The 26,438-nt window shown below is 58.6% G+C and carries 28 protein-coding genes; 13 read left to right on the forward strand and 15 right to left on the reverse strand.

Features of this window, described 5'->3' with window-relative positions:
* Positions 1-344: 344 nt before the first annotated feature.
* The 3 genes from MHK00_RS02245 (at position 345) to MHK00_RS02255 (ending at position 4,069) form a co-directional block, all read left to right on the forward strand.
* The gene (locus MHK00_RS02245; protein ID WP_251068426.1) at positions 345-1,094 is read left to right on the forward strand and encodes a Bax inhibitor-1/YccA family protein; all 750 of its coding nucleotides are present in this window, start codon (positions 345-347) and stop codon (positions 1,092-1,094) included.
* A gap of 264 nt (positions 1,095-1,358) precedes the next feature.
* Positions 1,359-2,177: a DUF3558 family protein gene (locus MHK00_RS02250; protein ID WP_250410228.1), complete on the forward strand. Its 819-nt coding sequence runs from the start codon at positions 1,359-1,361 to the stop codon at positions 2,175-2,177.
* Positions 2,178-2,485: 308 nt separating this feature from the next.
* Entirely contained in the window at positions 2,486-4,069 is a 1,584-nt protein-coding gene (locus MHK00_RS02255; protein ID WP_250410229.1) for a TrbL/VirB6 family protein, read from the forward strand.
* Positions 4,070-4,113: 44 nt separating this feature from the next.
* Here MHK00_RS02255 and MHK00_RS02260 read toward each other — a convergent pair whose 3' ends face one another.
* The 3 genes from MHK00_RS02260 to MHK00_RS02270 form a co-directional block, all read right to left on the reverse strand.
* Positions 4,114-4,392, reverse strand: coding sequence for a hypothetical protein (locus MHK00_RS02260; protein ID WP_005323615.1), 279 nt, complete (start codon positions 4,390-4,392; stop codon positions 4,114-4,116).
* Between the two features lie 41 nt (positions 4,393-4,433).
* On the reverse strand, positions 4,434-4,955 hold the full coding sequence (gene greA / locus MHK00_RS02265; RefSeq protein WP_005323614.1) for a transcription elongation factor GreA: 522 nt from the start codon (positions 4,953-4,955) through the stop codon (positions 4,434-4,436).
* A 120-nt stretch (positions 4,956-5,075) separates the two neighbouring features.
* Positions 5,076-5,546, reverse strand: a complete 471-nt coding sequence (locus MHK00_RS02270) for a DUF4307 domain-containing protein (protein ID WP_040425062.1) — start codon at positions 5,544-5,546, stop codon at positions 5,076-5,078.
* 95 nt (positions 5,547-5,641) lie between these two features.
* Between MHK00_RS02270 and mca the strand changes: the two genes are divergently transcribed.
* Genes mca through MHK00_RS02285 form a run of 3 tightly spaced genes read left to right on the forward strand, consistent with a single transcriptional unit; the run spans position 5,642 to position 7,636 of the window.
* The gene (gene mca, locus MHK00_RS02275; RefSeq protein ID WP_250410230.1) at positions 5,642-6,532 is read left to right on the forward strand and encodes a mycothiol conjugate amidase Mca; all 891 of its coding nucleotides are present in this window, start codon (positions 5,642-5,644) and stop codon (positions 6,530-6,532) included.
* Positions 6,533-6,535: 3 nt separating this feature from the next.
* On the forward strand, positions 6,536-6,847 hold the full coding sequence (locus tag MHK00_RS02280) for a hypothetical protein (protein WP_179386285.1): 312 nt from the start codon (positions 6,536-6,538) through the stop codon (positions 6,845-6,847).
* A 12-nt stretch (positions 6,848-6,859) separates the two neighbouring features.
* Positions 6,860-7,636 carry an isoprenyl transferase gene (locus MHK00_RS02285; RefSeq protein ID WP_150850761.1) on the forward strand — a complete coding sequence of 259 codons (777 nt, stop codon included), beginning with the start codon at positions 6,860-6,862 and terminating at the stop codon, positions 7,634-7,636.
* Positions 7,637-7,639: 3 nt separating this feature from the next.
* Here MHK00_RS02285 and coaA read toward each other — a convergent pair whose 3' ends face one another.
* On the reverse strand, positions 7,640-8,566 hold the full coding sequence (coaA, locus tag MHK00_RS02290) for a type I pantothenate kinase (RefSeq protein WP_005327431.1): 927 nt from the start codon (positions 8,564-8,566) through the stop codon (positions 7,640-7,642).
* A 118-nt stretch (positions 8,567-8,684) separates the two neighbouring features.
* On the opposite strand from coaA, the gene glyA reads away from it, so the two are divergent.
* Complete coding sequence (glyA, locus tag MHK00_RS02295; protein WP_005323605.1) at positions 8,685-9,968, forward strand: serine hydroxymethyltransferase; 1,284 nt, start codon at positions 8,685-8,687, stop codon at positions 9,966-9,968.
* Here the strand turns inward: glyA and MHK00_RS02300 are convergent.
* On the reverse strand, positions 9,965-10,294 hold the full coding sequence (locus MHK00_RS02300; RefSeq protein WP_023021891.1) for a DUF5997 family protein: 330 nt from the start codon (positions 10,292-10,294) through the stop codon (positions 9,965-9,967). The genes glyA and MHK00_RS02300 overlap by 4 nt on opposite strands.
* A gap of 71 nt (positions 10,295-10,365) precedes the next feature.
* Between MHK00_RS02300 and MHK00_RS02305 the strand changes: the two genes are divergently transcribed.
* The 4 genes from MHK00_RS02305 (at position 10,366) to MHK00_RS02320 (ending at position 14,001) form a co-directional block, all read left to right on the forward strand.
* Complete coding sequence (locus MHK00_RS02305; protein WP_250410231.1) at positions 10,366-11,040, forward strand: LysR family transcriptional regulator substrate-binding protein; 675 nt, start codon at positions 10,366-10,368, stop codon at positions 11,038-11,040.
* A gap of 146 nt (positions 11,041-11,186) precedes the next feature.
* Entirely contained in the window at positions 11,187-11,804 is a 618-nt protein-coding gene (locus MHK00_RS02310) for an LGFP repeat-containing protein (RefSeq protein WP_005327434.1), read from the forward strand.
* Between the two features lie 184 nt (positions 11,805-11,988).
* The gene (gene phoH2 / locus MHK00_RS02315) at positions 11,989-13,353 is read left to right on the forward strand and encodes an RNA 5'-3' helicase PhoH2 (RefSeq protein WP_150850905.1); all 1,365 of its coding nucleotides are present in this window, start codon (positions 11,989-11,991) and stop codon (positions 13,351-13,353) included.
* Positions 13,354-13,431: 78 nt separating this feature from the next.
* Complete coding sequence (locus tag MHK00_RS02320; protein ID WP_040425061.1) at positions 13,432-14,001, forward strand: GNAT family N-acetyltransferase; 570 nt, start codon at positions 13,432-13,434, stop codon at positions 13,999-14,001.
* A 311-nt stretch (positions 14,002-14,312) separates the two neighbouring features.
* Here MHK00_RS02320 and MHK00_RS02325 read toward each other — a convergent pair whose 3' ends face one another.
* The 4 genes from MHK00_RS02325 to glpX form a co-directional block, all read right to left on the reverse strand.
* Positions 14,313-15,881 (reverse strand): MDR family MFS transporter, encoded by a 1,569-nt coding sequence (locus MHK00_RS02325; RefSeq protein WP_250410232.1) that lies wholly within the window; start codon positions 15,879-15,881, stop codon positions 14,313-14,315.
* Positions 15,875-16,498 (reverse strand): TetR/AcrR family transcriptional regulator, encoded by a 624-nt coding sequence (locus MHK00_RS02330; protein WP_005327437.1) that lies wholly within the window; start codon positions 16,496-16,498, stop codon positions 15,875-15,877. Before MHK00_RS02330 ends, MHK00_RS02325 begins: the two co-directional genes overlap by 7 nt.
* A gap of 173 nt (positions 16,499-16,671) precedes the next feature.
* The gene (locus MHK00_RS02335; protein ID WP_179386293.1) at positions 16,672-18,072 is read right to left on the reverse strand and encodes a class II fumarate hydratase; all 1,401 of its coding nucleotides are present in this window, start codon (positions 18,070-18,072) and stop codon (positions 16,672-16,674) included.
* A gap of 84 nt (positions 18,073-18,156) precedes the next feature.
* On the reverse strand, positions 18,157-19,170 hold the full coding sequence (glpX, locus tag MHK00_RS02340; RefSeq protein ID WP_239280113.1) for a class II fructose-bisphosphatase: 1,014 nt from the start codon (positions 19,168-19,170) through the stop codon (positions 18,157-18,159).
* A 188-nt stretch (positions 19,171-19,358) separates the two neighbouring features.
* Between glpX and MHK00_RS02345 the strand changes: the two genes are divergently transcribed.
* Entirely contained in the window at positions 19,359-19,928 is a 570-nt protein-coding gene (locus tag MHK00_RS02345; protein ID WP_200435108.1) for a DUF4245 domain-containing protein, read from the forward strand.
* Here MHK00_RS02345 and MHK00_RS02350 read toward each other — a convergent pair.
* The 3 genes from MHK00_RS02350 to xseA are packed head-to-tail and all read right to left on the reverse strand — an operon-like array spanning position 19,912 to position 21,812.
* A complete protein-coding gene (locus MHK00_RS02350) occupies positions 19,912-20,280 on the reverse strand; it encodes a hypothetical protein (protein ID WP_250410233.1) in 369 nt (122 codons plus the stop codon). The two genes, MHK00_RS02345 and MHK00_RS02350, sit on opposite strands and share 17 nt — an antisense overlap.
* Positions 20,280-20,549, reverse strand: coding sequence for an exodeoxyribonuclease VII small subunit (locus MHK00_RS02355; RefSeq protein ID WP_005323588.1), 270 nt, complete (start codon positions 20,547-20,549; stop codon positions 20,280-20,282). Before MHK00_RS02355 ends, MHK00_RS02350 begins: the two co-directional genes overlap by 1 nt.
* A 21-nt stretch (positions 20,550-20,570) precedes the next feature.
* Positions 20,571-21,812: an exodeoxyribonuclease VII large subunit gene (gene xseA / locus MHK00_RS02360; protein ID WP_250410234.1), complete on the reverse strand. Its 1,242-nt coding sequence runs from the start codon at positions 21,810-21,812 to the stop codon at positions 20,571-20,573.
* A gap of 141 nt (positions 21,813-21,953) precedes the next feature.
* On the opposite strand from xseA, the gene MHK00_RS02365 reads away from it, so the two are divergent.
* The gene (locus MHK00_RS02365) at positions 21,954-22,904 is read left to right on the forward strand and encodes a 4-hydroxy-3-methylbut-2-enyl diphosphate reductase (RefSeq protein ID WP_005323586.1); all 951 of its coding nucleotides are present in this window, start codon (positions 21,954-21,956) and stop codon (positions 22,902-22,904) included.
* Between the two features lie 65 nt (positions 22,905-22,969).
* On the opposite strand, the gene MHK00_RS02370 is transcribed toward MHK00_RS02365, so the two are convergent.
* The 3 genes from MHK00_RS02370 to MHK00_RS02380 form a co-directional block, all read right to left on the reverse strand.
* On the reverse strand, positions 22,970-23,773 hold the full coding sequence (locus MHK00_RS02370; protein WP_250410235.1) for a DUF6542 domain-containing protein: 804 nt from the start codon (positions 23,771-23,773) through the stop codon (positions 22,970-22,972).
* A 62-nt stretch (positions 23,774-23,835) separates the two neighbouring features.
* On the reverse strand, positions 23,836-24,906 hold the full coding sequence (locus tag MHK00_RS02375) for a DNA recombination protein RmuC (RefSeq protein ID WP_034668173.1): 1,071 nt from the start codon (positions 24,904-24,906) through the stop codon (positions 23,836-23,838).
* Between the two features lie 36 nt (positions 24,907-24,942).
* Positions 24,943-26,412 (reverse strand): AI-2E family transporter, encoded by a 1,470-nt coding sequence (locus MHK00_RS02380; protein ID WP_005323583.1) that lies wholly within the window; start codon positions 26,410-26,412, stop codon positions 24,943-24,945.
* Positions 26,413-26,438 lie beyond the last annotated feature (26 nt).

Below are 26,438 nucleotides of genomic sequence, written 5' to 3' on the forward strand. Positions count from 1 at the left end.
GTCGCGGCCGGGCAAATTTAACTTCAGAGTTTTCTACCGGATCGATGTAATGAGACATTAGTGCTGGTTAGACCGGAACTATCTCATAAGACATGCGGAACGATGTCTCCGAACCAGACACCACTGGGGGCACCATGTGAAGTCTCGAGACATCGTTCCTACGGTGTCTCGAGACTTTTCTCGTCAACAGGTCTCCACAGACTTTATGCGGAAGTTACCCACAAAACTTCTAGCTAAATGGAAAGAATGTGGAACTTTATGCGGTGGTGTCTCGTTGAACGGGGTGAGATAGCTAATTTGCACCTCTCTTAGAAAGGACAACCGTGCGTTCAAGCAATCCGGTAATGAGTTCTCTGACCGAAAATAGTAGCCGCCAGAATTCTGGTTACGCGGACGAATCTGCTCGTCCCATGACCGTGGATGACGTAGTGACCAAGACGGGCATTACTCTCGGCGTTATCATCGTCGCCGCAGCCATCAACTTCGCCCTGGGAATGCTAGTAAGCCCAGGTATCGCCATGGCCTTGACCTTGGTCGGTGGTATCGGTGGCTTCATTACCGTGCTCGTTGCCTCTTTTGGCAAGAAGTGGGGTTCTGCTGCAGTCACCCTGATTTATGCCGTATTTGAAGGCCTATTTGTCGGTGGCTTCTCCTTGATGTTCGCCAACGTCAACTTCCAGGGCGAGGGCGGCATGGCCATCATTGGCCAAGCGATTGTCGGCACGATTGGTGTATTCATTGGCATGCTGATTGTGTACAAGACTGGCGCAGTGAAGGTGACTCCGAAGTTCACCAAGATCCTTTTCGGCCTGATTGCCGGCGTTGCTGTCATGGCTCTTGTTAACTTCTTGGGCGCGATTTTCTTTGACTTCAACCCACTGCGTGATGGTGGCCCGATTGCCATTATCTTCTCGCTCGTCTGCATCGTTCTGGGTGCCCTGTCCTTCCTGACCGACTTTGATCAGGCTGACCGCATGATCCGCGCTGGTGCTCCTGCTAAGAACGCTTGGGGCGTAGCTCTTGGCCTCGCTGTGACCCTGGTCTGGCTCTACACTGAGATCCTCCGTCTGCTGAGCTATTTCCAGCGAGACTAACTGACTCTTTTGCATTGGCCCGCACTTCGGTGCGGGCCTTTTTGTTGCCAAAAATCGCTTACAAACGTGTAATTTCTGGGGTAATTCTGGGGGATAAAGTGCGGGTTTAGCCTTCATTTGGTCTACAAAACCACTCCCAGGGGTGGTACAGCTAATGAGCAGGAAATTTCGCCCTTTAGACGTTATGGATGTGACATATGGGGCAAATAATTTTGTTAAATTGCCGTTAACCTTTGCGGTTGCATAGAAAATTCTTGGGGCCTCATGCATGCTGTGTACCGGAACGGGAAATACGAAGTGAAAAGTTCTCTGTTTCACTTTTCCTGTTCCTCTCGTCAGGAAGTGAGTGCGCGAAGGATTGTTGTGAAGCGTCAGGTCACCGTAGCAACGTTGATGGTCAGCAGCACCGTTATGCTGAGTAGCTGCGTTGCGGATATCGGTACGAGGAGCGCGTCAGAGGAGACCGCCAAGGTCGACGAGGCTGGCGGCATTAGTTCGGCCGACGGTGCAGGGGGAGCCAACGGGGACCCGGGGGATGATGCGGACGACAATCAGGGGGAATCGGCACACACTAATGGCGGGAAGAATGCGGACGGCGCCGGCCAACCGGGGGAGGCCGGCGCCACGGGGTCGGGAGATACTTCCGGCGTCCTACCGCCACTGGGGGAATTCGATCCGGCAGACCCGAGTTTCGAGCTTTTTGATCCGTGTACGGAGATTCCTCGCGAGCATCTTCGAGCCTTCGGACTCGGTGAGCAGATTGAGGAGTCAGGACAGCAATCGGGGTTTTCCTTTTGTGCTTTTGACAGTGTCGAAGGCTCTGGAGGAGCTGTCATTGGATTGACTACTTCTAGGCAATCATTTGATGGCGCAGAAATTCAAGTAGCCTCCCTATCTGACGGTGGGGGACACAGTGTGCCGATAGTGCAGATCGAAAGTGAATTGTTCGGGGATATGTTCTGTACTGTCGGCGTTTCTACTTCGCGTGGAATTCTAAAAGTTAGTCATTCTGGGAAACGACCTGACGATGACTACGAAGCTAAATGTTCACAGGCCGAAGAACTGCTAAACAAATTTTACTGAAAATAAAAATCGGGGGAATTATGGAATTGCGACCGGACAACATCATGGCTACTGCTATGAAAACGGAAAATCTGAAGGAGGAAATTGCACTATCTGGAGGTCGCACATATTCGCCTCTTGATGCTGGATTTTCTCCCGTTGTTGGAATCGACCATGTGGGAGCCGTTCACCAACGAGTTCTTGAAACCGATCCTGGCTCTGCTCGGTCTTCGTTGAAGGCATTTTCGGAACAGTTGGATTGGCTACAAGATAGCCTGGGTAGGGAGGCTCGAGGATTTCAGGCGCAGGAGGACGCGAATAGTCGGGGAATGGAGATCGCGGATGCGGGTGGGGACATCGGTATTGAGTCGATGCCGATTATGAACCAGCCTGAGCCGGGGTACAGCCCATTTGGGTTTTCCATGCCGGTGGTGAATGTCGGTACGGACATTGTGAAGCTGGCTACGGACCTGATGTCGACGCAGATTTGGAATGTGTCTGAGGCGAATGCGCGGTGGAGCTCGTTGGCGTCGGAAGTCGACGATATCGTTAGCGGGCTACAGGAAGCAGCCGGGTCTTTGGAAGGCGAGAACGACAGTGAGGCAACGTCGAGGGCGGCGGCAAGGATTAGGGAAGTGGCGGCGTCGGGAAGCCACTTTGTAGCAAATGCCAAGGTCATGGGGGAGAAGCTGACCGGATTCCACGCCAAGCTGATGGGCATGCAGCCTACTGCAATGGCCATGGCGATGGAAGTGATGGCCATTCCAGAACCGGTTGAGCGCGAGATTGCGGAAAAGGCCGCATTGGCCGCATTGCAGCCTGACCTGCAGCGCTTCGCGGTTGAGGCAATGCCGTACCAGCACGCTTTGATGGAACAATCGCCGGCTTCGGGAGGCGGCGGTGTCGACGCGGGCCTCGCTGGCGTTGACGGTGATGGGCAGCGCTACACCACCGATGCCGTGGTATGGCCAAAGAAAATTGCGGAAGCGATAGCGCGAGGAGATTTGGGGCCGGGGAACTTCGACGTCGTCAATGGCAATGTGGACGGGCTAGAAGCAGTAGGGATGAGCCCACAAGAAATTAATGAGTTTCACCAGCAGATGCATACCAGCGGCAGGAATGCGCTGGAGAAGCTGGGCCTGGGAGACCACGTAGCCATCGGCGGAAATGAAGTATCCACCCAAGGCGCATCCATGCCGGGCGTAACTGCGCCGAATGGGGCGATGGGGCAGGTTTCTAGTGGTACAGCGCATCCGGTTGCCGCGGGAGCAAATGCTGGAGCGCTTCACGGCGGCGGTGCGATGGCGCCGGGAGCTACAGCGCAATCCGCCAATACTGGGATGGCACCGATGATGGCAGCCGGAAGGCCTGCGGATGCGGGCCGCGGCGTACTCGGCGGTCAATCGCCACGAGGTGGAATTGGATCCGCTGCAGGAAATGTAAGTGGCGGCGCCGATATTGCGCGTTCCGGAAAAGGGGCGCAGTCGGGCCTGCACCTTGGACGCGGAGCCGGAGCGCCCTACGCCGGTGTCGGTTCAGGCGTGCGCGCTGGCCATAGCAATGCACTCGGCGGCGGTTCGGGCATGCGCGCTGGTCTTGGCAGCGGTGCAGGAAACGGTGCTGGTGCGGGCATGCGGCCCAGCGTGGGTGGCGGCCTAGTTTCCGGAACGGGCGGCAGTGAAAGTGCCGCGGCAGCACGCGGTGGCAATGCGGGCCGCTCAACCGGAGGGGCACGAGCCTATGGTCCAATGATGGGGATGCGCGGAGGCAAAGACAGTGAGAAAAAGCGCGTAAAGTCCGTCACCACGCAGGTGGAACGGGATCCAAATAAGCGCGACCTCCTGGGGGAGCCGCCTGCTGTCGTACCCGGTGTCATCGGGGATTGGGTTCGGGAAGTGGACCCAGAAAAATAGCATGAAAAAGGGCCGAGGAAATCCCTCGGCCCTTCAAGCCCTTATTACTGCTGTGGCAGTTCGGTGGCGGTACCGTTCAAGTGCGGCTGTGCCGGCTCCTCTGGAACACCGGACTCGACTACAGGTGCTTCCTCTTCAACAACGGTCTCGGGTGCGGAAGAGCTGGTCTCAGCATCCTTCTGCATCGGGGCCTCACCGGTGAAGGTGGAGGCATTTTCTACCTTGGAATCAGAATCCTGCTGGTTCGGTGGGTGGCAAGCAGCGAGGGAGAGGCCAGCGGTAAAGACCAGACCAGCGGCGGCGAAACGGGAGAACTTCTTCATGGGGATGTGCTCTTTCTCCAGAGTAGTAAGTGGTTAAAAGTTTAGGACTCGCGTGGAGCAGCGGCCTTAGCAGAATCATACGGCGCTGCGGATTCGATGGTGACCGAAATGGTCTTGCCATTCGGAGCGGTGTACTCGCGGGTCTCGCCCTCTTGTGCGCCAAGGATGGCAGCGCCCAGCGGGGACTGCTCGGAATAGGTTTCCAGGTCCTTGTTATCGGAAGCAGCGGCGCGGGTACCGATGAGGAAGGTCTCCTTATCGTCCTTGTCACCGTTGTAGTAAACGTGAACTACGGAACCGGTGTGGGCGACGCCCTCCTGAACAGCACCGCGCTCGGTGGTGGCATTCGCAAGAACCTCAGAAATCTGCTTAATGCGGGCCTCTTCCTGGTCCTGCATCTCACGTGCGGCGTCGTAACCGGCGTTTTCTTTGAGGTCGCCTTCCTCACGGCGCTCGTTGATTTCAGCCGCGACTACTGGGCGGTGGTCGATGAGCTCCTGCAGCTCGGCCTCGAGCTTCGCCTTGGTTTCCGGGGTGATGTACTGCTTTTGCTGCTCAGCCATTCTACAACCTTCCGTAGATAGGAATTGTGGTCAAAGCCCCTGTTAATCCCTGGGGCTGTAGGTAAAAGTGGAACCGGGCATATGCCCAGTTCTAGGCGCTACAAATCCTAGCACACGCGGCTAGCGGCTTTCCGCGTAGTCAGGACTATCCATATCCAAGTATTCGGGGATGTTGCCGGAACAACCATAGGCCCCGCCGGCTACGGCACGAGCGTTGGTCGGGACGTCGACAGCGATGCGCTGGGTTTCGTTTCCGCCCGCGGGAACAGGGAATTCGCGGCGGCCTACTTCGGACTTGGAGTAGTCAAAGGCCTGGACAATGCAATAAGCATCTTCATCGGTGTGATTGCGGGTGACATCGACCCAAACGCGGGTGGAATCATCGCTCAAAACCTCCTGGGTCACGATGGACACCTGTGCGTTCACGCGTTCCTTTTCTTGGAAGTACCGGAATCCGAAGAAAATAAGCGCGATAAAAATGGCGACAAAGATGAGCACCAGCGCCTTATTAGTCCAGCTACCAGAGTTCTTTTCAGAGGAGCCGCGGGAGCCGTAGCGGGCGACTGAGCGAGATTTTCCGGCGGAAGTCATGGCTTCCACTCTAGCCGAGGACCACTGTTTTCCAATTATCTACTAGGATAATCATCTGTTCAAAGAACCTAGATTAATAAGGGGATGGATTTTCAGTGAGCGATTTTCGCCTACTAGCGATCCACGCGCACCCAGACGATGAATCATCCAAGGGTGCTGCAACCACCGCGCGCTATGCCGCAGAAGGCAATGAGGTTTTGGTGCTAACTTGTACCGGCGGCGAGCGCGGCGATGTGATTAACCCCGCCATGGATCGCCCGGGAATCAAGGAAAAGATGGGCGAGGTGCGCCGGGAAGAAATGGCTAACGCTGCGCGGGCGCTGGGCGTACAACACCGCTGGCTGGGCCACGTTGATTCCGGATTGCCCGACCCAGTTGAAGGCAAGACTATGGAGGAATTGCTTCCGGAGGGCTGTTTTGCGTTGCTGGGCGATGACACCGTCGCGCAGGAATACGTCCAGGTTATCCGCGAATTTCGTCCACACGTCATTGTTACCTATGACGAAAATGGTGGCTACCCGCACCCAGATCACCTAATGGTCCACCGGGCTTCTATGATCGCGTGGGAGAAGGCGGGCGATGCCGAGTATCACCCAGAGCTGGGTAAACCGTGGGCGCCGCTGAAGCTTTACTATTCGCACGGCTTTGTTTATCAGCGCATGAAGATGTTCCATGATCTGCTCCTGGAAGAGGGTAATACCAGTCCTTATGGGCCAATGTTGGCGCGTTGGGACACCGCTTTTGGCGATATCATGGCGCGTGTCACCACCCAGGTGGAATGCGCGGATTACTTCAGCAATCGCGAGGAGGCCTTGCGGGCGCACGCCACGCAGATCGATCCGGCGGGTGCCTTCTTGGCGACGTCGGTGGAGGTACAGCAGCGCCTTTGGCCCACCGAGGAGTTCGAGCTGGCGAAGACTCGCGTTTCTACCTCTCTGCCCGAAAATGACCTCTTCGCCGGCATCGAAGAGGAAGAGGAGGCCTAAGACATGAGCATGTATGGCTCTTTCGTGTTTGCCGCACATGACGTATTTGTACTCGCCCAAGGAACCGAGGGTGCCGAAGGTGGCCCAATGGGCCCTGAATTTGGCAAAGCTTCGCCCATCGGCCTGCTGATCCTGGCGCTTATGGGAGTTGCGGTGTTGTTTGCGGGCTGGAATTTCCATCGCCGCTACTCACGCTTTCGCCGCCGCATGATGTTTGCGGAGGATCACGGAATCGATCCATTCGATGAGGAAGCCGTGGATAAGGCGATGAAGGAAGCCGGCATTTACGATAACCGCAAGAAGTCCATTTTCTAGGCGGATAGACTAATGAGCGTGAGTTCTCTCAAGCAGCTGGCCTACCCAGCATATGAAGCCCGTCTGGCGCGCCTGATCAAGGGAAAGCCGCAGCCTAAGCACATAGCCATCATGGCCGATGGCAATCGTCGGTGGGCGCGTGAGGCTGGTTTTACCGATATCAGCCATGGTCACCGCCAAGGCGCGAAGAAAATCGGAGAGATGATCTCGTGGTGCCGCGATACCGATATCGAAGTGGTCACCATTTATCTGCTGTCCACGGAGAACCTGAAGCGCAGCGAGCAGGAAGTAGAGCTGCTCTTTGACATCATCTCGGACGTGGTTACGCACCTATCGCATAGCGACGTCGGCTGTCAGGTGCGCTTGGTTGGCCACCTCGATCTGCTCCCGGACGATATTCGCCAGCGCATGGTGACGGCGGCGGCAGAAACCAAGGACAATACCGGGGTCATCGTCAATGTGGCGGTGGGCTATGGCGGGCGCCAAGAAATCGTGGACGCAGTGCAGAACTTGGTGCGCGCGGAAGCAGAGAAGGGAACTACCGCAGCGGAGATGGCGGACCGCGTCACCGCAGAGTCCATTGGGGAGCACCTGTACACCAAGGGACTACCGGACCCGGACTTGGTTATCCGCACCTCTGGTGAACAACGCCTGTCGGGCTTTCTCCTGTGGCAGGCCGCGTACTCCGAGATCTGGTTCACGGATACTTACTGGCCAGCATTCCGCAAGGTGGACTTCCTCCGCGCCTTGCGGGATTACTCCCAACGTTCGCGCCGCTTTGGTAAGTAGGCGCTAGAGCTTGCGCATCCGCACCTGTTCTACCAGGTGATGCGAGCCCTTTTTCAGCACGAGGGAGGCTCGCACACGGGTGGGCAGGATATTTTCCACCAAGTTCGGCAGGTTAATGGACTGCCAAATTTCGCGGGCCTGGTCGCGGGCCTCCTCATCGTTCATGTCTGCAAAGGCAGAGAAGTGGGCGTTGGGCTCGCGAAAAGCGGTGTGGCGCAGAGTAAGGAAGCGGTCGATATACCACTGCTCGATATCGTCGGTGCGGGCATCAACATATACCGAGAAATCAAAGAGGTCCGCCACGGTCAACGTGGGGCTCGTTTGTAGTACATTGAGCCCTTCCAGAATAAGGATGTCGGGCTGGTGAACTTCTTGATATTCCCCGTCCACAATGTCATAGGAGATATGGGAATAAAGCGGCGCCTTGACCAGAGGCTTTCCTGATTTTACGTCCGTGACAAAGCGAAGGAGTGCACGCCGGTCGTAGGATTCTGGAAATCCCTTGCGCTGCATGAGGCCGCGTTTCTTGAGGGTTTCGGTGGGGAAGAGGAAGCCGTCGGTTGTCACGAGCGCCACCTTGGGGTGGGACTCCCAGCGTTGCAAGAGCACCTGAAGGAGGCGGGCGGTGGTGGATTTTCCCACTGCCACGGAGCCGGCTACACCGATGACAAAGGGAACGTGCGTCGGAGGGTTGCCTAAGAAAGATTCGGTAGCCGTGGTGAGCTGCTGGCGTGCCATGACCTGCATATGGATGAGACGGGAGAGGGGGAGGTAGACATCAGCTACCTCGTCCAAGTCGATGCGGTCTCCTAGGCCGCGAAGCTTTTCCACCTCGGTTTCCGTGAGTACCTGGGGCATGGATTTACGCAGTTCACGCCAGGTCTCGCGGTCAAAATCTAGGTAGGGACTCGAATCCAATGTGCGCGCCATGGCTCCATTGTTGCACTTGCATAATCTGTGGGTAAAAGTATGCCCCCTTAGGGTGCATGGCACGATAAGATATGCAGCAGCCCATACCGCATGATTTTGAGAAGGGGACCACACCTTTATGGCTTCTTTTACCTCTGACCTCCGCGACCTCGATCCGGACGTATTCGGCGCAATTCAGGGAGAGATTTCCCGCCAGCGCGAAACCCTGGAAATGATCGCCTCTGAGAACTTTGTGCCTCGCGCCGTGCTCCAGGCACAGGGCTCCGTGCTCACTAACAAGTACGCCGAGGGCTACCCGGGTCGCCGCTACTACGGCGGCTGCGAGCATGTCGACGTCGTTGAGGACCTAGCCCGCAACCGCGCTAAGGAACTCTTTGGTGCGGAATTCGCCAATGTTCAGCCGCACTCCGGCGCGCAGGCGAACGCCGCGGTTCTTTCCACCATCGCTGAGCCGGGCGACAAGATTTTGGGCCTGTCCCTGGCTCACGGCGGCCACCTTACCCACGGCATGAAGCTGAACTTCTCCGGCAAGCTTTATGATGTCGCAGCCTATGAGGTGGATCCAGAGACCATGCGCGTGGACATGGATAAGCTGCGCGAGCAGGCGCTGAAGGAAAAGCCGAAGGTCATTATCGGCGGCTGGTCTGCCTACCCGCGCACCATGGATTTCGCGGCCTTCCGTGAAATCGCTGATGAGGTCGGCGCTTACCTGTGGGTAGATATGGCCCACTTTGCGGGTCTTGTGGCGGCGGGCCTGCACCCGAGCCCAGTTCCTCACGCGGATATCGTGTCCACCACCGTGCATAAGACCCTGGGTGGCCCGCGCTCCGGCATGATTTTGGCCAAGCAGGATTATGCCAAGAAGATCAATTCCAACGTCTTCCCGGGCCAGCAGGGCGGACCGCTGATGCACGTGGTCGCTGCCAAGGCCATTGCTATGAAGATTGCTGCTACCGAGGAATTCAAGGAGCGCCAGGAGCGCACCTTGGAGGGTGCTCGCATCCTGGCAGAGCGCCTTACCGCAGATGATGCCAAGGCGGCTGGCGTGGACGTGCTGACCGGCGGCACCGATGTGCACTTGGTCTTGGCGGACCTGCGCAATTCCGAATTGGATGGACAGCAGGCAGAGGATCTGCTGCATGAGGTGGGCATTACCGTTAACCGAAATGCCGTGCCGAATGACCCGCGTCCGCCGATGGTCACCTCCGGCCTGCGCATTGGTACTTCTGCGCTGGCAACCCGCGGCCTCGATGCCGAGGCCTTCACCGAGGTTGCAGATATTATCGGCACCGCCCTGGTCCAGGGCAAGAATGCCGATGTGGAGGCCCTGCGCGCTCGCGTGGACAAGATTGCCCAGCACTACCCGCTGTATGAGGGCCTCGAGGACTGGAAGCTGGTTTAGTCCTTCACCTCATGGCCACGGGCCTGCGCCATGGTAGCGCGGGCCTGCTGAAGCCATTCCGGCTGCTCTTGGAGGAGCTGATTGATTTCCGCTGTGGTCAGCGGCTTATCCATATCGTTCTTCTTGAGCGCGGTAACAGAGATTCCCAGCTTATGGGCAACCTCGGGGCGGGGGTGGGGCCCTTCGCGGCGCAAGGTTTGCAGCCACTCGGGTGGGTTATGCTGCAGTTCGCGCAGCTCTTCGTGGCTAATGGCGCTATTTTGGAACTCGTCCGGCGCGGCGGGCAGGTAGATGCCTAGCTTCTTCGCCGCGGTTTGGGCACGCATGGCGGTGCCGGATGGTTGCTTTTGTTCTTCAGTCACGCTTTTACCGTAGCACTTTCAGTAGACTGTCCTCTATGCTGCGCTTAGCTTTTGCCACGGGTACAGAACCTGGAAAGTGGTTCCGCCGATTCGAGGAAAATACTGCTCATGGTGGCTTGTCCACCATTGATGCGGACGATGCGCTTGCCCCGCTGGTAGCCGGCGAGGTGGACCTAGCTCTCGCGCGCTTGCCGGATGCGCGGGTGGATGACACCTTTCACGTGGTGCGACTTTATAAAGAGGCCCCTGGCATTGCCGTTCCCAAAGACTCGGTCTATGCGGAGGTGGGCGAGGAGCTTGCGCTTGCCGACGTCGCCGATGAACACCTCAACTACCGCCTCGCCGATTCCGGGCGTGTCGATGTCCCCGCCGTCCGCGACGCCCTACAGGTAGTGGCAGCCAATGTCGGTATCGCGATTGCGCCGCGGCCTCTGCTGAAGGTCTTGAGCAAAAAGCAGGTGGTGCCGTTGAGCCTCAAGGACGAGTCCGTGCCGGTAACGGAGATTGCATTGGTGTGGCGCAAGGACGATGACGGGGAGGCAATCCAGGACTTCGTGGGCGTCGCTAAGGGCCGCACGGCGCGTTCCTCCCGCCAAGAGAAGCCGAAACGCAGCGCCAGGGAAAAGGCGAAGGCGAAGCAGGAGCGGAGAAACGTTAACAACTCGTTACAAAAGAAAAAGAAGGCCCCTAAGCAGCGCAAACGTAGGTAGTCCTTTACTGTTTGCTGTCTACTTCCTGTCCGGGTGGGTGGCGCGAGCTGGGAGTCGTCGTTATGGTGGGCGTCGTTCGTCATGAAGGGCGATTTAACAAAAAATTTAGAATTAACTTACTTTTTCGATGAAAGGATGATGCAGTAATGCAGAAGATGACCCGTCGTATCGCAGGTGGCTTTGCAGCCGCAACCCTGTCCGTTGCTCTCGTAGCCTGCTCCGATGCTGAGGATGCAGCTAACGACGCTAAGGATACCGCCGGCTCCGTAGCTGCAGACGCTACCGACGCTGCTGGCTCCGCTGCTGCTGAGGCTACTTCCAAGGATGACGCCGACGATGCGGACGCTTCCGAAGGTGCGGATGCTTCCGACGACGCCGATGACAAGGGCGGCGCTACCAAGTCCATCGCTACCGCTAACGGTGACGTAGACGTTCCGGCTGATTTCGCTTCCGCTATTGAAGAGAAGAAGGCTGAGTGGGGCGACGTAAAGAGCATCGAGCAGGGTGACGACGATGAGTTCCTCGCTAACTTCGATAACGGCAACCTGCTGACCTTCGACGACGATGAGGGCGCTCAGCCTATCGTCGGCAAGATTGCTGAAACCTGGAAGGAGCAGGGCGGCCTGGACTCTGAGGTAGGCCTGCCTAAGGCTGCTGAGGAAAAGGCTGCTCAGGGCAAGGGCTGGACCCAGCAGTTCGACAATGGCGTAATCTCCTGGATCCAGGACGAGAGCGGTAAGTTCACCTCTTCCGTAGAGAAGTAAAAAGCTCCTTTAGGGCTTCTCCCTCTGCAGCAAGTGCTGCGGAGGGATTTTTCGTTTTCTTAATGTTCATCTTGCACCCATGTAATTTCAACCTTCGGTGCCTACTTTGGGTGGCAACCCCGGGGATTCGGGGTGATTCGGAAGAAGTCTGATCTACCGCACACTAAGGGAGAACCCTGCCACCATGTCTCGTCCCTCTGTACTTTCTACTCCGCTTGCCACTACTGATAACACCGTCGCTACCAAGACCTATGTAGTGGATACCTCGGTCTTGCTTTCTGACCCTTGGGCCCTGCGCAAATTCGCAGAACACGATGTGGTCCTTCCCGTTGTAGTTATTTCTGAACTGGAAGGAAAACGTCATCACCCGGAGCTTGGCTGGTTCGCCCGCCAAGCTCTTCGCTTTTTGGAGGAGCTGCGCGCTACCTATGAGGCCTTAGACCAGCCGGTTCCCGTCAACGTCGATGGCGGCACCCTGCGCGTGGAATTGAACCATCAAGACCAATCCTTGCTGCCTACCGCGTTCCGCGGCCCAGAGGGCGACCACCGCATTCTGGCGTGCGCTCTCAACCTTGCGCACGAAGGTAAGGACACTGTACTGGTCACGAAGGACGTGCCCCTGCGCGTAAAGGCCGGCGCGGTTGGCGTGCAGGCGGACGAATATCACGCCCAGGACGTAGTCTTGACCGGCTATACCGGAATGGCGACGGTACAAACCAGCTCGGATGTCATCGATGCCCTCTATCGTGATGGGGAAGTCATGCTAGACGGCGTCGAAACGGTAAAGGGTACCGCAGTGGAGGAGCTGCCGGTGCACTGCGGCCTCACCTTGGCTGCGGGCGCGCAATCTGCGCTGGGTCGGATGACTGCGGATGGCGTGGTCGAGCTTGTACGTGGTGATATCAACGCCTTTGGCCTCCAGGGCCGCTCCGCAGAGCAGCGTATCGCTTTGGATTTGCTGATGGACCCAAACGTGGGAATTGTCTCCATCGGTGGCCGCGCCGGCACCGGCAAGTCGGCACTTGCGCTGTGCGCCGGTTTGGAGGCGGTGCTCGAGCGCGGCGAGCACCGGCGCATTGTGGTCTTCCGCCCGATGTATGCGGTGGGCGGGCAGTCGCTGGGATACCTACCGGGCACGGAATCGGACAAGATGAACCCGTGGGCACAGGCGGTCTATGACACCTTGGAGGGTTTGGTGTCTGACAACGTCATGGAAGAGGTGCACGAGCGCGGCCTCATCGAGGTCTTGCCTCTGACGCATATTCGCGGTCGCTCGCTGCATGATGCGTTTGTCATCGTGGATGAGGCGCAGTCCTTGGAGCGAAACGTCTTGCTTACCGTGCTTTCCCGGTTGGGGAAGGGCTCGCGTGTAGTTCTTACTCACGATGTGGCACAGCGCGATAACCTTCGCGTAGGCCGGCACGACGGAGTGCAGGCAGTGATTGAAAAGCTCAAGGGACATGAGCTTTTTGCGCATATTACGCTGCAGCGTTCGGAGCGCTCTGCCATTGCGGAGCTCGTCACTGACCTGTTGGAAGGCGGCAACTAGGCCAAGTTCGTTCGCGTTGGGCGATCTTTATGTGTACAGCGTGGCGAAGCTGGGCATGTCCCAGTAATAATGTTGTATATGAGCGAGAACGCCAAGCAGACGTCTTCGGACGATAAGAAGAAAGATTTCCGCATCCGTCCCTTCACCGCGGCGGACTACCCGCAGATGCGAGAGATCTATGAACAGGGTCTCAATACTGGGCACGCCACCTATGAGACCCGCTCCCTGACCTTCGAAGAATTCAAAGCAGGCAAGATTATGCCTTCGGTGCATGTTGCCGTTGAAGCAGATGATGACTCTAAGGTCTTGGGGTGGGTTTCTGCGGCCCCTGTATCTACCCGCACCGTCTTCCATGGAGTAGTGGAGGACTCCATCTACCTAGGTGCCGAGGCACAAGGACGCGGCATTGGCGGCGCACTTCTGGATCGTCTGATTGAGGTGTGCAAGGACCTGCACAAGTGGGCCATCCATTCGTGGATTTTCCCTGAAAATGCAGGTTCTGCGGGACTGCACAAGTCCCGCGGCTTCGTGAAGGTGGGCACCTACTCGCATATGGCGAAGATGACCTACGGCGAGCTTGCGGGCCAGTGGCGCGACACCGACGTATATGAGCTGCTTTTGCCCAAGCCGGAGGAAAAGAAGCGGTAGCTTCCCCGGCGCATACTAGCCCCTGCTCGTACCACACTCGTGGTAACGATGGCAGGGGCTTTTTGTTTAGGCCTTAGAACCAGGGGAGCGGCAATAAAAATGCCCCGCCTAGGGCGGGGCATATCGGCCCACCGTGCGCGCGGGCTTGCGCCACACTTCGATGGGACCGGCCTGGATTTGTAACGCCGCTTGGAGGCCGCCGGGGGCATAGCCGAGGGCGGATTCAATGGGGGCGTCGGCAAGCGGGAATGCATCGCGCAGGGCATGCAGCTCCCGGCTAGTGGCCTGTATTTCTGCAGGTGAAGGTGATATTAGTCAATCGTTTCCTTCAGCCGCTCCTCGCGCAGTGGCAGGAGGAGGATGAGGGCGACGATAACCAGCGGAACCATGAGGGCGATGACCGGGGTCAGTCCGTCATTGTAGGAGTTGAGGATTGCTTCCTCGATGGGCTTGGGGAAGGAGGCAACCAAATCCGGGGTGAGGCTATTGGCACCGCCATTGGCGTCGCCGAACTTCTCTGCGTAGGCGGCACCCTCCGGGCCCATCTTCTGGAAAGCTTCCGGCATGCGGGTGGCCATCTCATCCTTCATATTGTGGATGAACATGGAGCCAACCAGGGAAGCACCCAGTGCGGAGCCGATCTGGCGGAAGAAGTTATTCGCCGCGGTAGCCGTACCCACCTGGGACAGCGGGAAGGAGTTCTGGACGATGAGCACGAGGACCTGGATAACCATGCCCAGGCCGATGCCGAAGACGAGGAACTCGCAGCCCAGCTGCTTCAGGGAAGTCTCTACGGAGAGGTGGGACATCCAGAATAGGGCGCCGGCGGTAATCGCCAGGCCGATGATGGGGTAGACCTTGTAATGGCCGGTGCGGGCGATGATGAAGCCTACGCCGGTGGAAGTGCCGATAAGGCCCACCATCATCGGGATCATCATGAGACCCGCCTTGGTTGGGGTCAGGGTGTGCACCATCTGCAGGTAGGTTGGCATGTAGCCCAGAACACCGAACATTGCCAGGCCAAGTACCACGCCGGAGAGGGTGGTCAGGGCCATGTTGCGGTTCTTGAATAGGCGGACCGGGATGAGCGGTTCCTTTGCACGCAGCTCCACCAGAACGGTGATGATGGCGCCAACAATGGTGATGGCACCCAAGGTGAGGATCATGGAAGAGCCCCACTCGTACTCGGTGCCGCCCCAGGTGGTCATGAGGATAAGGGAAGCGGTGGTGATGGCGATGGAGGTGGCGCCAAGCCAGTCAAAGCGCTTCATATCGGCATCGCCTACGCGCAGGTGTAGCACGAGGGTGCACACGATGATGGCGAGGATACCCAGCGGGATGTTCATCCACATGCCCCAGCGCCAGCCTGGGCCGTCGGTGAACCAGCCGCCGAGGACGGGGCCGAGAACCGAGGACAGGCCAAAGACGCCGCCCATGATGCCCATGAACTTGCCGCGCTCACGGGAGGAGGTGACCTCGGCGATGATGGACTGGGAGGAAATCATCATGAAACCTGCGCCAAAGCCCTGTACAGCGCGGGCGATGATCAGCAGTGTCATGGAGTTTGCAAAGCCGCCGAGGGTAGAGCCCACGACGAAGGTGGCGATACCACCGATGTAGAGCCACTTGCGGCCCAGCATGTCACCCAGCTTGCCGGAAATAGGCATGGCGATGGTCATGGTGACAAGGAAGGCGGAGATGACCCAGCTCATGTGGTCGACGCCGCCAAGCTCACCAACGATGGTGGGAAGAGCAGAAGAGAAGATCATTTGGCCCAAAGAGCTCATCAGCATGGTGAGCATCAAAGCCGAGAAGATAAGCCCGAGGTTATCGGCTCGGGATTGGCCCTGCGAGGGGGCTTTAGTAGCCGTATCTACCATCGCATTCCTTTCATAAAATCTGTTATTAGCGTGAGGGAGGTATCGAGTCGCGCGTGGAGGTCCTTGCTGCAATCCGCATCGGGGGATGCCATCGCGAGCCAAAGTGCCTCGCGGACGAGGCCGGCGATGAGCATCGCCTCGGTACTTGCGGAGCAGTTATCGAGGACGCGAAGCTCCGGTTCTGTGGTGAGGCGTTCTTCAATGAGATCGATAAGCTCAATGGACTTTGCCCGCTTCCGGCTTATTGCCGCCGCGGCCGCATCCGGATCATTAGAGATGCGCTTGCGGCGGTCCCGGATGGTCGGGTTGATGTGGTGGCCTTCCATGTGTTGCCTGACCAACTGGAGGACGAGTCCCACCATGCTGGTCGTTGGTTCCGTGAGGAAGAATTCCCGCATCTCCTCCGTAAACTCGGTGCTTGGAGCACCTAGTACGGCGGATTCCTTGGAGTCGAAATAATTGAAGAAGGTGCGCCGAGAAATACCGGCTACTTCGCAGATCCTCTCAATCGTGACCGCGCTAAAGGATTGTTCATCCACCAGCTTCGTGGCGGCATCCTCAATGCGCAGGCGCGTCTCGAGGCGCTTCTGCTCGCGTAGTGATAATTCTTCTTGCACGCCATGCAACTTTACACTCGGTGCAAACTTGCACCAAGTGCAAAAGTGGTGATTTTAGAGGTGCGTTTTCCCTAATGTGTGCTATGCCATAGCGCTTGCCGACGCCCCCTTACCCCAGACATGCGAAACCCCGCCCGAGTCCTGCCCGGGCGGGGTGGCGGTGCGGCGAATACTTAGAAGTTATCGCGGTCGCGGTTAGTCATGCTCAGCACGTTGAGGCGCTTATCCAGCTCCTCCTCGGTGAGGTTTTCGCCGTCGACAAAGCCCAGGTCAATAACGGCCTGGCGGACGGTGATCTTCTCGTGCAGGGCGTGCTTAGCCGCCTTAGCTGCGTTCTCGTAGCCAATGGCAGAGTTGAGCGGGGTCACGATGGAGGTGGAGGACTCCGCAAAGTGCTTCATGCGCTCTTCGTTGGCCTCGATGTGATCGATGCACTTATCGGCGAAGACGCGGGAAGCATTAGCCAGCAGGCGAGCGGACTCGAGTACGTTGCGCGCCATCATCGGGATGAAGACGTTGAGCTCGAAGTGGCCCTGGGCGCCGCCGAAGGCTACGGCTGCGTCGTTGCCCACCACCTGGCCGGCCACCATGGTGACGGCCTCCGGAATAACCGGATTGACCTTGCCCGGCATGATGGAGGAACCCGGCTGCAGGTCCTTCAGGTGAATCTCGGCCAGGCCAGTCAGCGGGCCGGAGCCCATCATGCGCAGGTCATTGGCAATCTTATTGAGGGATACAGCAATCGAGCGCATGGCGCCGGAGAATTCCACCAAGCCATCGCGGGCAGCCTGGGCCTCGAAGTGGTTTTCTGCTTCCTTCAGTTCCTGCACGCCGGTGAGCTTCTTCAGCTCCTCGGTGACCTTGGCGCCAAAGTCAGCGGAGGTATTCAGGCCGGTACCGGTGGCGGTGCCGCCGATGGCCAGCTCGCCCAAGCGTGGCAGGGTGGCCTCAATGCGCTCGATGCCCAGCTCGATCTGGCGGGCATATCCGCCGAATTCCTGGCCCAGGGTAACCGGGGTGGCATCCATCAGGTGGGTGCGGCCGGCCTTGACCACGTCGGCGAATTCCTTGGCCTTCTTGGTCAAGGACTCGTGGAGGACCTTCAGGCCCGGGATGAGGTCATTAACGGCAGCTTCCGTAGCAGCCACGTGCGTAGCGGTGGGGAAGGTGTCATTAGAGGACTGGCCCATATTCACGTGGTCATTCGGGTGAATTTCCACGCCATTGTTATGTGCCAAGGAGGCAATAACCTCATTGGTATTCATATTGGACGAGGTACCGGAGCCGGTCTGGAATACGTCGATAGGGAAGGCGTCATTATGCTTGCCCTCGGCGATTTCGGTGGCGGCAGCAATGATGGCATCGGCCTTGTCCGCGTCCAGCTTGCCGGAATCCTTATTTACCTGAGCGCAGGCTGCCTTGAGCAGGCCAAGGGCGCGAATCTGCGCATTTTCCAGGCCGCGGCCAGAGATAGGGAAGTTGTCCACTGCGCGCTGGGTCTGTGCACGCCACAGGGCATCTGCAGGAACCTTAACTTCGCCCATGGTGTCATGTTCAATGCGGTATTCAGTCATGTGAAGATCACCTCAGTTAATTGGGAGTGTGTGCTTTCCAGTATGGCGGAGAACCAAAAGAAGGGCCGCCTTCGGGGGTGGACCCTACTTCTTGGTTGGCGTGTCGTAGTCCACGACGGAATACTCCTGCAGCTTGGACAGCTTGTGGATGGAGTCGATGTAGCGGATGGTGCCGGACTTGGAGCGCATAACCAGCGAGCGGGTAGTAGCACCGGAATTGCGGTAGGAAACGCCGCGCAGCATGTCACCATTGGTCACGCCGGTGGCAGCGAAGTAGCAGTTTTCAGAGGAGACCAGATCATTGGTCTTGAGGACGCGGTCCAAATCATGGCCGGCGGCGCGGGCCTTTTCTGCTTCCTCTTCATCCTTCGGCCACAATTTGCCCTGGATTTCGCCGCCCATGCAGCGCATAGCGCAGGCAGTGATGATGCCCTCCGGGGTGCCGCCGATGCCCATCATCATGTCGATGGAGTTCGAATCCTGGCAGGTGGCGATGGCGCCGGCTACGTCACCATCCATGATGAGGCGCACCTTGGCGCCTGCGGCGCGAATTTCAGAGATGAGCTGTTCGTGGCGGGGACGGTCAAGGACCACCACGGTCAGATCGGTAGGGCGAATATTCTTCGCCTTAGCCACGGACTGGATATTCCATTCCACGGATTCGTTGATGTCAATGGCACCTACGGCCTCTGGGCCGACAGCAATCTTTTCCATGTAGAAGACTGCGGAAGGGTCATACATGGTTCCGCGCTCGGCGGCTGCGATGACGGAGATGGCGTTGGGGCGGCCTTCCGCCATCAAACGGGTACCGTCGACTGGGTCCACGGCGATATCCATGGCGGCACCCTCGCCGGTGCCGACCTCTTCGCCGTTAAAGAGCATGGGGGCCTCATCCTTTTCGCCCTCACCAATGACAACGACGCCGTTCATCGCTACAGAATTGATGAGCTTGCGCATGGCGTCGACCGCCGCGCCATCGCCCTCATTCTTCTGGCCGCGGCCTACCCAACGGCCGGAAGCGAGTGCTGCTGCCTCGGTGACACGAACCAGTTCCATTGCCAGGTTGCGGTCAGGAAGATAAGACGTATTTTCGGACATGTGTAGTGGTTGCCTTCCATAGTTTTCTCATCGAGGGGTGTTCCCCTTGATGCTCTACCTTTCCATTCTCGCACTTTTTTGCTCTAATGGGTTCGATTTTGCGCCCCATTTGTGGGGGATTGACAGATCTTTCGGGGGAAAAGGGGCCGTGTGGCTTTTTGAAAGCAGGCCGTGCGATACTAAGGCGCGTGGCTGCAGAAGAAAGACCAAAGATTTTTGAAGGCGCGAAGGACATCTCCCTGTCCCTCGCTGTCGTGGTGATTATGATGCTGCTCGCCGTGGGAGCGACCGGCCTGTGCTCAATTAACTCCGAAACCCAGCAAGGCGCGGTGCAGGAAGTGGATGAACAAACCTTCCTAGACACCCAAGCCCGCGCAGGGGTCGGTGCTATTCGCAATCCCGAAATGCCAGAGGGCTGGGAGGCCAATGCTGCCCGCCGCGTTGATATGGGCGGCGAGAACGCCACCGTGGTCAGTTGGGTAACCGCTGACCAAGGGTTTGTGGAGTCTACGCAGACGCAGGTCGCGGCAGATAAGGCAGGCGAGGCGTACGACGCCAACTACCGCGGCATCGAATCCGCCCGCGAGGTCAAGGGCCACCAAGTGCGGGTGCTAGAAAGCGACGATGATTCCGTGCGCCGCCTGTGGGTTACGGATTTGGGCGATGCCCGCCTCATCATCTCCGGCGCCGCGGACGACAGTGACTTTGAGGCTGCTACCGCTGCGTTTATCGACGCCGCACCTATAGCCGAAAAATAACCTCGCCCAAGCCTTCTTCCGCGGCGGTGGCGCTAAGACCGTTGCCGGCCTGGGCAATAACCTCCGCCAAAGCCTCTGCATCCAGGCCGCTGAGGCGTGTCTTTCCTGCAAAGACATCGATGCGCTCACGCTGCGAGCGCTGCGGATAAATGGCAATCTCGCGTACTTTGTCGTCCGTAAAGCGCAGCACCACGGATTGGGAGAAGTAGCTCACCTCATTATCGTCGCGGGTGTGTGCAGGGCCGAAGAATTCTTCTACGAAGTCTCGGGAGTCTCCCGCCATGATGGAACCGGCGGCCGCGGATTTCGACACAAAATCCACGCGCTCGCCTGGATAACCATAGATCTGCACTACTCGTCTCCTTCAGCGTCTGCTTCCTCGGCCTTATCGAGCGCGTCTTCCACACGCTTTGCCGCGCCGTCGAGGTGCGCCTCGCACGCACGGGCAAGCGCCTCGCCGCGTTCCCAATACTTCAGCGACTCATCCAAGCCCATTTGTCCGAGTTCAAGTATCTTGACGGTTTCAATGAGCTCATCGCGGGCTTGCTCATAGCTCAATTCTTCTACTGGGGTAAAAGCATCCTGGCCTGGCTGGCCGGTACCAATGGTGTCATCGGACATGATTTTCTCCTCGGTTGGTGATTAATCGGCGGCCTGGGAGGCCATAGAAACTGCGGTAATAGATCCATCGCCCACTCGAATGCGCAACTGTGCGCCGGGTGGGGATTGCTCATATGAAGTCACAACCTCAGGGCCGGAGCCGTCCTTGGGCACTACCTGGACGATGGAGTACCCGCGGGCGAGAGTCGCCGACGGACCCAAGGCCGAAACGCGGGCGCGCAGCGATTCCACGTGGCGGGTTTCGCGTTCCACCATGACTTCAATTTCTCGCCGCATGGTGGCACGGGTGCGCTCCACCTCTTCGCGGCGCGCACGGATAGGGGTCATCGGGTCCGCCATGACGGGCCGGGAACGGAGGTTGTCCAGGCCGCGCCTTTCCCGCTCCACCCAGCCGCGCAGCGCGGCCGCCATGCGGGAACGAGCTTCTGCGACGATGGCACGCTCCTCTGCCACAGAGGGCACGACGCGCTTAGCGGCGTCGGTAGGCGTGGCAGCGCGCAGGTCGGCGACGTTATCGAGCACTGGGCTATCCGGCTCGTGACCAATGGCAGAGACTACCGGGGTGCCGGCCGCAGCCACTGCGCGTTGCAGTGCTTCTTCCGAGAAAGGCAGCAGATCTTCGACGGAGCCGCCGCCACGGGCGATGATGATGACGTCGACTTCAGGATCCGCATCAAGCTGCTGGAGCGCATCAATAACCTCAGGCACGGTATTCGCACCCTGGACCGCGGTATTGAGGACGCGGAACTGCACCGCTGGCCAGCGGTCGTGGGCTACCGCCATCACATCCCGCTCTGCAGCAGAACCACGGCCGGTAATCAACCCGATTTTGTGTGGCAGGTAGGGGAGGGGCCGCTTGCGTGCGGGATCGAAAAGGCCTTCAGTAGCCAGCTGTTGGCGCAGCTTTTCAATACGAGCGAGCAGATCGCCAATGCCTACATGACGAATTTCGGTGGTCCACAGCGAAAAGGAACCGCGTCCCGCGTAAAAGGCGGGTTTACCGTGGACAACGACGCGGTCGCCGTCTTTTAGCGGCGCCGACAATGACTGCAGCATCGATGATGGGCAGGTTAACTGCACGGACTTTTCCTGCTGTACGTCACGCAGCGTGAGGTAGGACAGCTTCCAGGTGGGCTTGAAATTAATTTGGGTCAACTGACCCTCTACCCACAGGTAACCCAGGCGCTCAATCCAGCCCTTGACTTGGTCATTGACCTTGCCAACGGGCCAGGGAGTATCCGGAGTATTTGCCGGTTGATTCACACAGCCTCCCTTTCTTCAGTCTGCCGTGTTCTTCCGTCTAGTTTAGGGGCCAGCGTGGTCTATTGCCCCGCTCGGGGTAGCCAGAAAGGTGACGTTAGGCCCCACTATTGTTTTGCGTAGTGTTTCGATACTCTGGGAGCCATGACTGATGGTAAAAATGTACTCCTCGCGGCCCCGCGCGGATACTGCGCAGGCGTGGACCGCGCGGTCGAGACCGTAGAAAAGGCGCTGGAAAAGTACGGCGCGCCCATTTATGTACGCAAACAAATCGTGCACAACCGTTACGTCGTAGAGTCTCTGGCAGAACGCGGCGTCATCTTCGTCGACGAGGCTTCTGAGGCCCCAGAAGGCGCCCACCTAGTCTTTTCCGCCCACGGTATTTCCCCTGCCGTGCGCGCAGAGGCAACGCAGCGCAAGCAGCTTACTCTGGACGCCACCTGCCCATTGGTTACCAAGGTGCACAAGGAAGCCCAGCGCTTCCAGCGCGATGGCTACCACATCCTCTTGGTTGGCCACGAAGGTCACGAAGAAGTGGAAGGCACCGCCGGCGAAGCTCCTGAGGTCACCCACCTCGTGGATGGCGTAGAGGGCGTCGCCAAGCTGCCAGAGTTCCTGCAGGATGAGAAGCTTATCTGGCTGTCCCAGACCACGCTATCGGTGGATGAGACCATCACCATTGTCAATAAGCTGCGCGAGCGCTTCCCACACTTGGAGAACCCGCCTTCAGACGATATTTGCTACGCCACCCAAAACCGCCAAGAATCCGTCAAGGCCATCGCCCCGCAGTGCGATCTGATGATTGTGGTGGGGTCTAAGAACTCCTCCAACTCGGTGCGCTTGGTTGAGGTGGCGCTGGAGGCAGGCGCCAAGGCTTCCCACCTCGTGGATTTTGCCAAGGAAATCGACGAATCTTGGTTGGAAGGCGTCCAGACCGTCGGCGTAACCTGCGGTGCTTCGGTACCTGAGTTGCTGGTACGCGAAGTGTTGGAGTTCCTAGACGAGCGCGGTTATAGCGACGTAGAACAGGTAACTACCTCTACCGAGACGATTACCTTCGCCCTACCGCGCGACCTGCGCCCAGCACGCACCTAAGTAGCGCGCGCCTATACGGCGGTTAAAACGAAAGAAAGGCCCGGAAACGGGCCTTTCTTTTTGCTTTAATCCTCGTCGTAGAGGTTATCGTCCCAGCCTTGCTTGGGCTGTTCCTTCTCCTGCTGAGACGCCGGAACGGAATCGCCAGCGCGCCGGGCTGGATCCGGGCGCCGTGGATTGTCGCGTTCCTCTTGTTGCATTCGGCGGCGCTCTTCACGGTCGCGCCCACGTAGGCGATCCTTGGGGGCGGGGCGTGACTTCTTCAGCGTGTGCGAGGCGCGGGCGCGCTGCGGAGCGGCTTGCGGTTTCTTGGATTGCTTTGCCGGTGTATCGCGCGCCATCAAGTCTGCAACCGATAGGCGTTCTTCGCGGTTGCGTCGGTCTTGTTCGGCGTCGGAACGGCGGGAAGCGGTTTCCATTTCGGCGGTGCGCTTGGCCGTCTTGCGGAAGCGCGCCCAGCGCAGCCAGGCGATGATTGCCGCGCCCACCAAGGCAATAAGGAGCCACAGGAACCTCTGAACAAGGGGGAACGCCGCAGTGACGATTGCCGTCTTGGAAAACGCCGATGCACCCTCTGGCAAGTTGGCCTTGGTGATAAAGAAACCGGCCACACCCACCGTTATGGCATACACAATGGGGATAGAAGCCACGGTGAGGAAAAGACCCCGTTCTTCCACGACGAGCGCCGCCAGCAGCGAGCCGATGACAAGGAACGCGAGGTAAGCCCACCCGATGGAACCCATCAGGATGGAAATAAACGCACCGGTGAGCAAGAGTGCCGCGAGCAGCCCAAGGCCCTTGCCCAGCGTGATGCTGGGGAGACCGGAGCTTTGGGCGGCGGAGGACTTTCTTTGCTTGGCTTGTGACACGTCGGAAGATCCTACCGGTTGCCGCCGGCCCATGGCTATTTCCACGCACGAAAGCGGCGGATTTATAGTGCCGAATTCCCGCGCGGCCACGTATCAATAGGCAAGGGCTCCCGCGGGGTGCGGTCCGTGCGGCCCGGGATATCCATCTCATGCAGTTTGCGGGCGGTGACGCCCACGCGGGAATCAAGTGAAGAAAGCGTGGCGTTATAGGCCTCGACCGCCTTTTCCAGGTTGTGGCCCACTTTGCCGTAGTGATCAGAAAGCGTATTTAGGCGCGTATACAGTTCGCGCCCCAAGCGCTGGACTTCCTTAGCTTTGGCGGAGATATCTTCTTGGTGCCAGCCCATGGCCACCGTGCGCAGGAGGGCAAAAAGCGAGCTGGGGGTGGCAATGACTACATTGCGTTCAAAGGCATACTCGATTAGCTCTGGATCCACCGATAGTGCGGCATCAAGGAAGGGGTCAGCGGGAACGAAGAGGATGACGAACTCGGGCGTTGGTTGAAACGCCTCAATATAGTCCTTCTGCGATAGTGCTTGGACATGGCCGCGCATGAGATGTGCGTGCCGGCGGAGGAAGCCGGCGTGCTCTTCCGGGTCATCGGTTTCCAGGGCGTCAAGGTAAGAGGTAAAAGGAACCTTGGCATCGACGATGATGTGGCGGCCACCGGCTAAATTGATGAGCATGTCAGGGCGGACGATGCGCCCGCCTAATGGGGCGGAGACCTGGCAATCAAAGTCCACGTGTTTGGTCATACCGCCTAGCTCCACCACGCGCTCTAATTGCACCTCGCCCCAACGGCCACGCACATTGGGCGAGCGCAAAGCGGTCACTAGTTTGTCGGTGCGTTCGGTCAGGCGGGAGGAGGTGCGGGTCACCGCCTGCACCTGGCTGGAGAGGGAGGCGAGCAGCGCGGTGCGGTCTTCCTCAATTTCTTGGAGCTGAAATCCCAAGCGGTCCATGGCCTTTTCTAGCGGCTGGAGTTCGGCTTGGCGGCGCTGTGAGTCTTGCAGCGCGCGGTGCTCGGCGCTCGGCGCGGAGCGGGTAGCGGAGTAGGAATGTGCTAACCAGCCCATTACCGCGCCGAGGATGAGGCCGATAAAAAGTAGCAGCACGGGCAAAGTGGAAGTCATGGTTTCCAGCATGGCACGCGCCGCCGACACGACTCACTATTTTTTCGAATCTCCGTTCAAAAGGCCTTCGAAGGCGTCGCGGGCGCGGCGCAGGTTTGCGCGCATGCCGGGCTTTTCATGCTCCTTGGGGGTGGACTCCACATTGAGGGCGGCGTCGAGGGAATTGGAATCGCCGTCTGCGGAGACGTCGGCAAACGCGCCTTCTGGCGCTGCATAGTCCGGCATCTTGAGCCATGCCTCGCGCTTATAACGCCCTTGGTCTTCGGTGTAGCGGCCGATGAGATAACCGGCCACGGTAGAAAAGTCCAGATCCGCGGCGGTCTTTTCTCCCGACTGCAGCTTCATCATGTCTTGGCCGTAGCGGTAGGCCACTGCAAACATCGCGGCCGCCGGAACCGCGAGGAAGCCACCTATCAGGCCAAAGAGAGCCGAGCCTACCGTCACGGAAACCAGGACGATGACCGGGTGCAGGTCCATGGCCTTGGACTGCAGCCAGGGCGAGAGGACATTGCCCTCCAACTGCTGGACCAGCAACACTAGGCCGAGAACGAGCAGAGCCTTGGTTACGCCAAGGGAGACCAACGCGATGGTGACGGAAAGGGCACCGGCGACGATCGCGCCGACGAAGGGGATGAAGCCCGCGATAAAGGTGATGATTGCCAAAGCCATGGCCAGCGGAACGCCGATAAGGGCGAGGCCGACGCCGATAAAGACGGCGTCGACAAGCGAGACAATTGCCTGCGCGCGAATGAAGCCGCCCAGTGTCGCCCACGCGCGGGTAAGAAGCTCAGTGAGGTGCCAGCCGGCGCGCTTGCCCGTGGCATCGCGCAGCCAGGGAAGGAACTTTGCGCCGTCCTTCAGGAAGAAGAAGGTCAGCACCAGGACGATGAAGAGGGTGACGAGGATGGAGGTAGCAGTGCCGATGCCGGTAAAGACCGAGCCTGCGATGGCGCCGGCGCGCTGCTGCAGCCAGGACGCCGCCTCGTCGATGTAGCTGCTCATGTCATCGCTATCGAGGTTAAGCGGCGGGCCTTGGGCCCAGAGCTGCAGGCTTTGGATGCCGGAGACCGTCTGCAAATACAGTGACCGGGATTGGCGCACGAAGTCTGGGGCAATAAAAGCAATGAGGCCGCCGACGGCCGTGAAGGAAACCAAAATGGTTACGGCGGCCGCCAACGCAGCGGGAAGGCCAATGTCGCGCAGCTTTTTCGCTACCGGTGCCAGAACGGTGCAGATAATCAGGGCCAAAAGCACCGGCAAAAGGCCCTGCCAGAAGTTGCCCAGCAAACGGTACAGGGCGTAGAGGAATACGCAGATGATGAGCAGGCGAACGGCCCATAGGGATGCGGCCTTAACCACCTCGCCGGCGATGACGGAGCGGTCTACCTGATCGCCCGGCGGATGTGGGGATACATCCTCCAGCTTGCTGGTGTCAAAGCTTTCATCAAACTTATCGCCCAGGCCCGCTTGGGGGTCATCGGGCAGCGGTTGGTTATCAGAATTCACCCCACCATCTTGCCTTAAAAGAAGGC

Source organism: Corynebacterium tuberculostearicum, from assembly GCF_022347385.1.
GTDB classification, from domain to species: domain Bacteria; phylum Actinomycetota; class Actinomycetes; order Mycobacteriales; family Mycobacteriaceae; genus Corynebacterium; species Corynebacterium tuberculostearicum_M.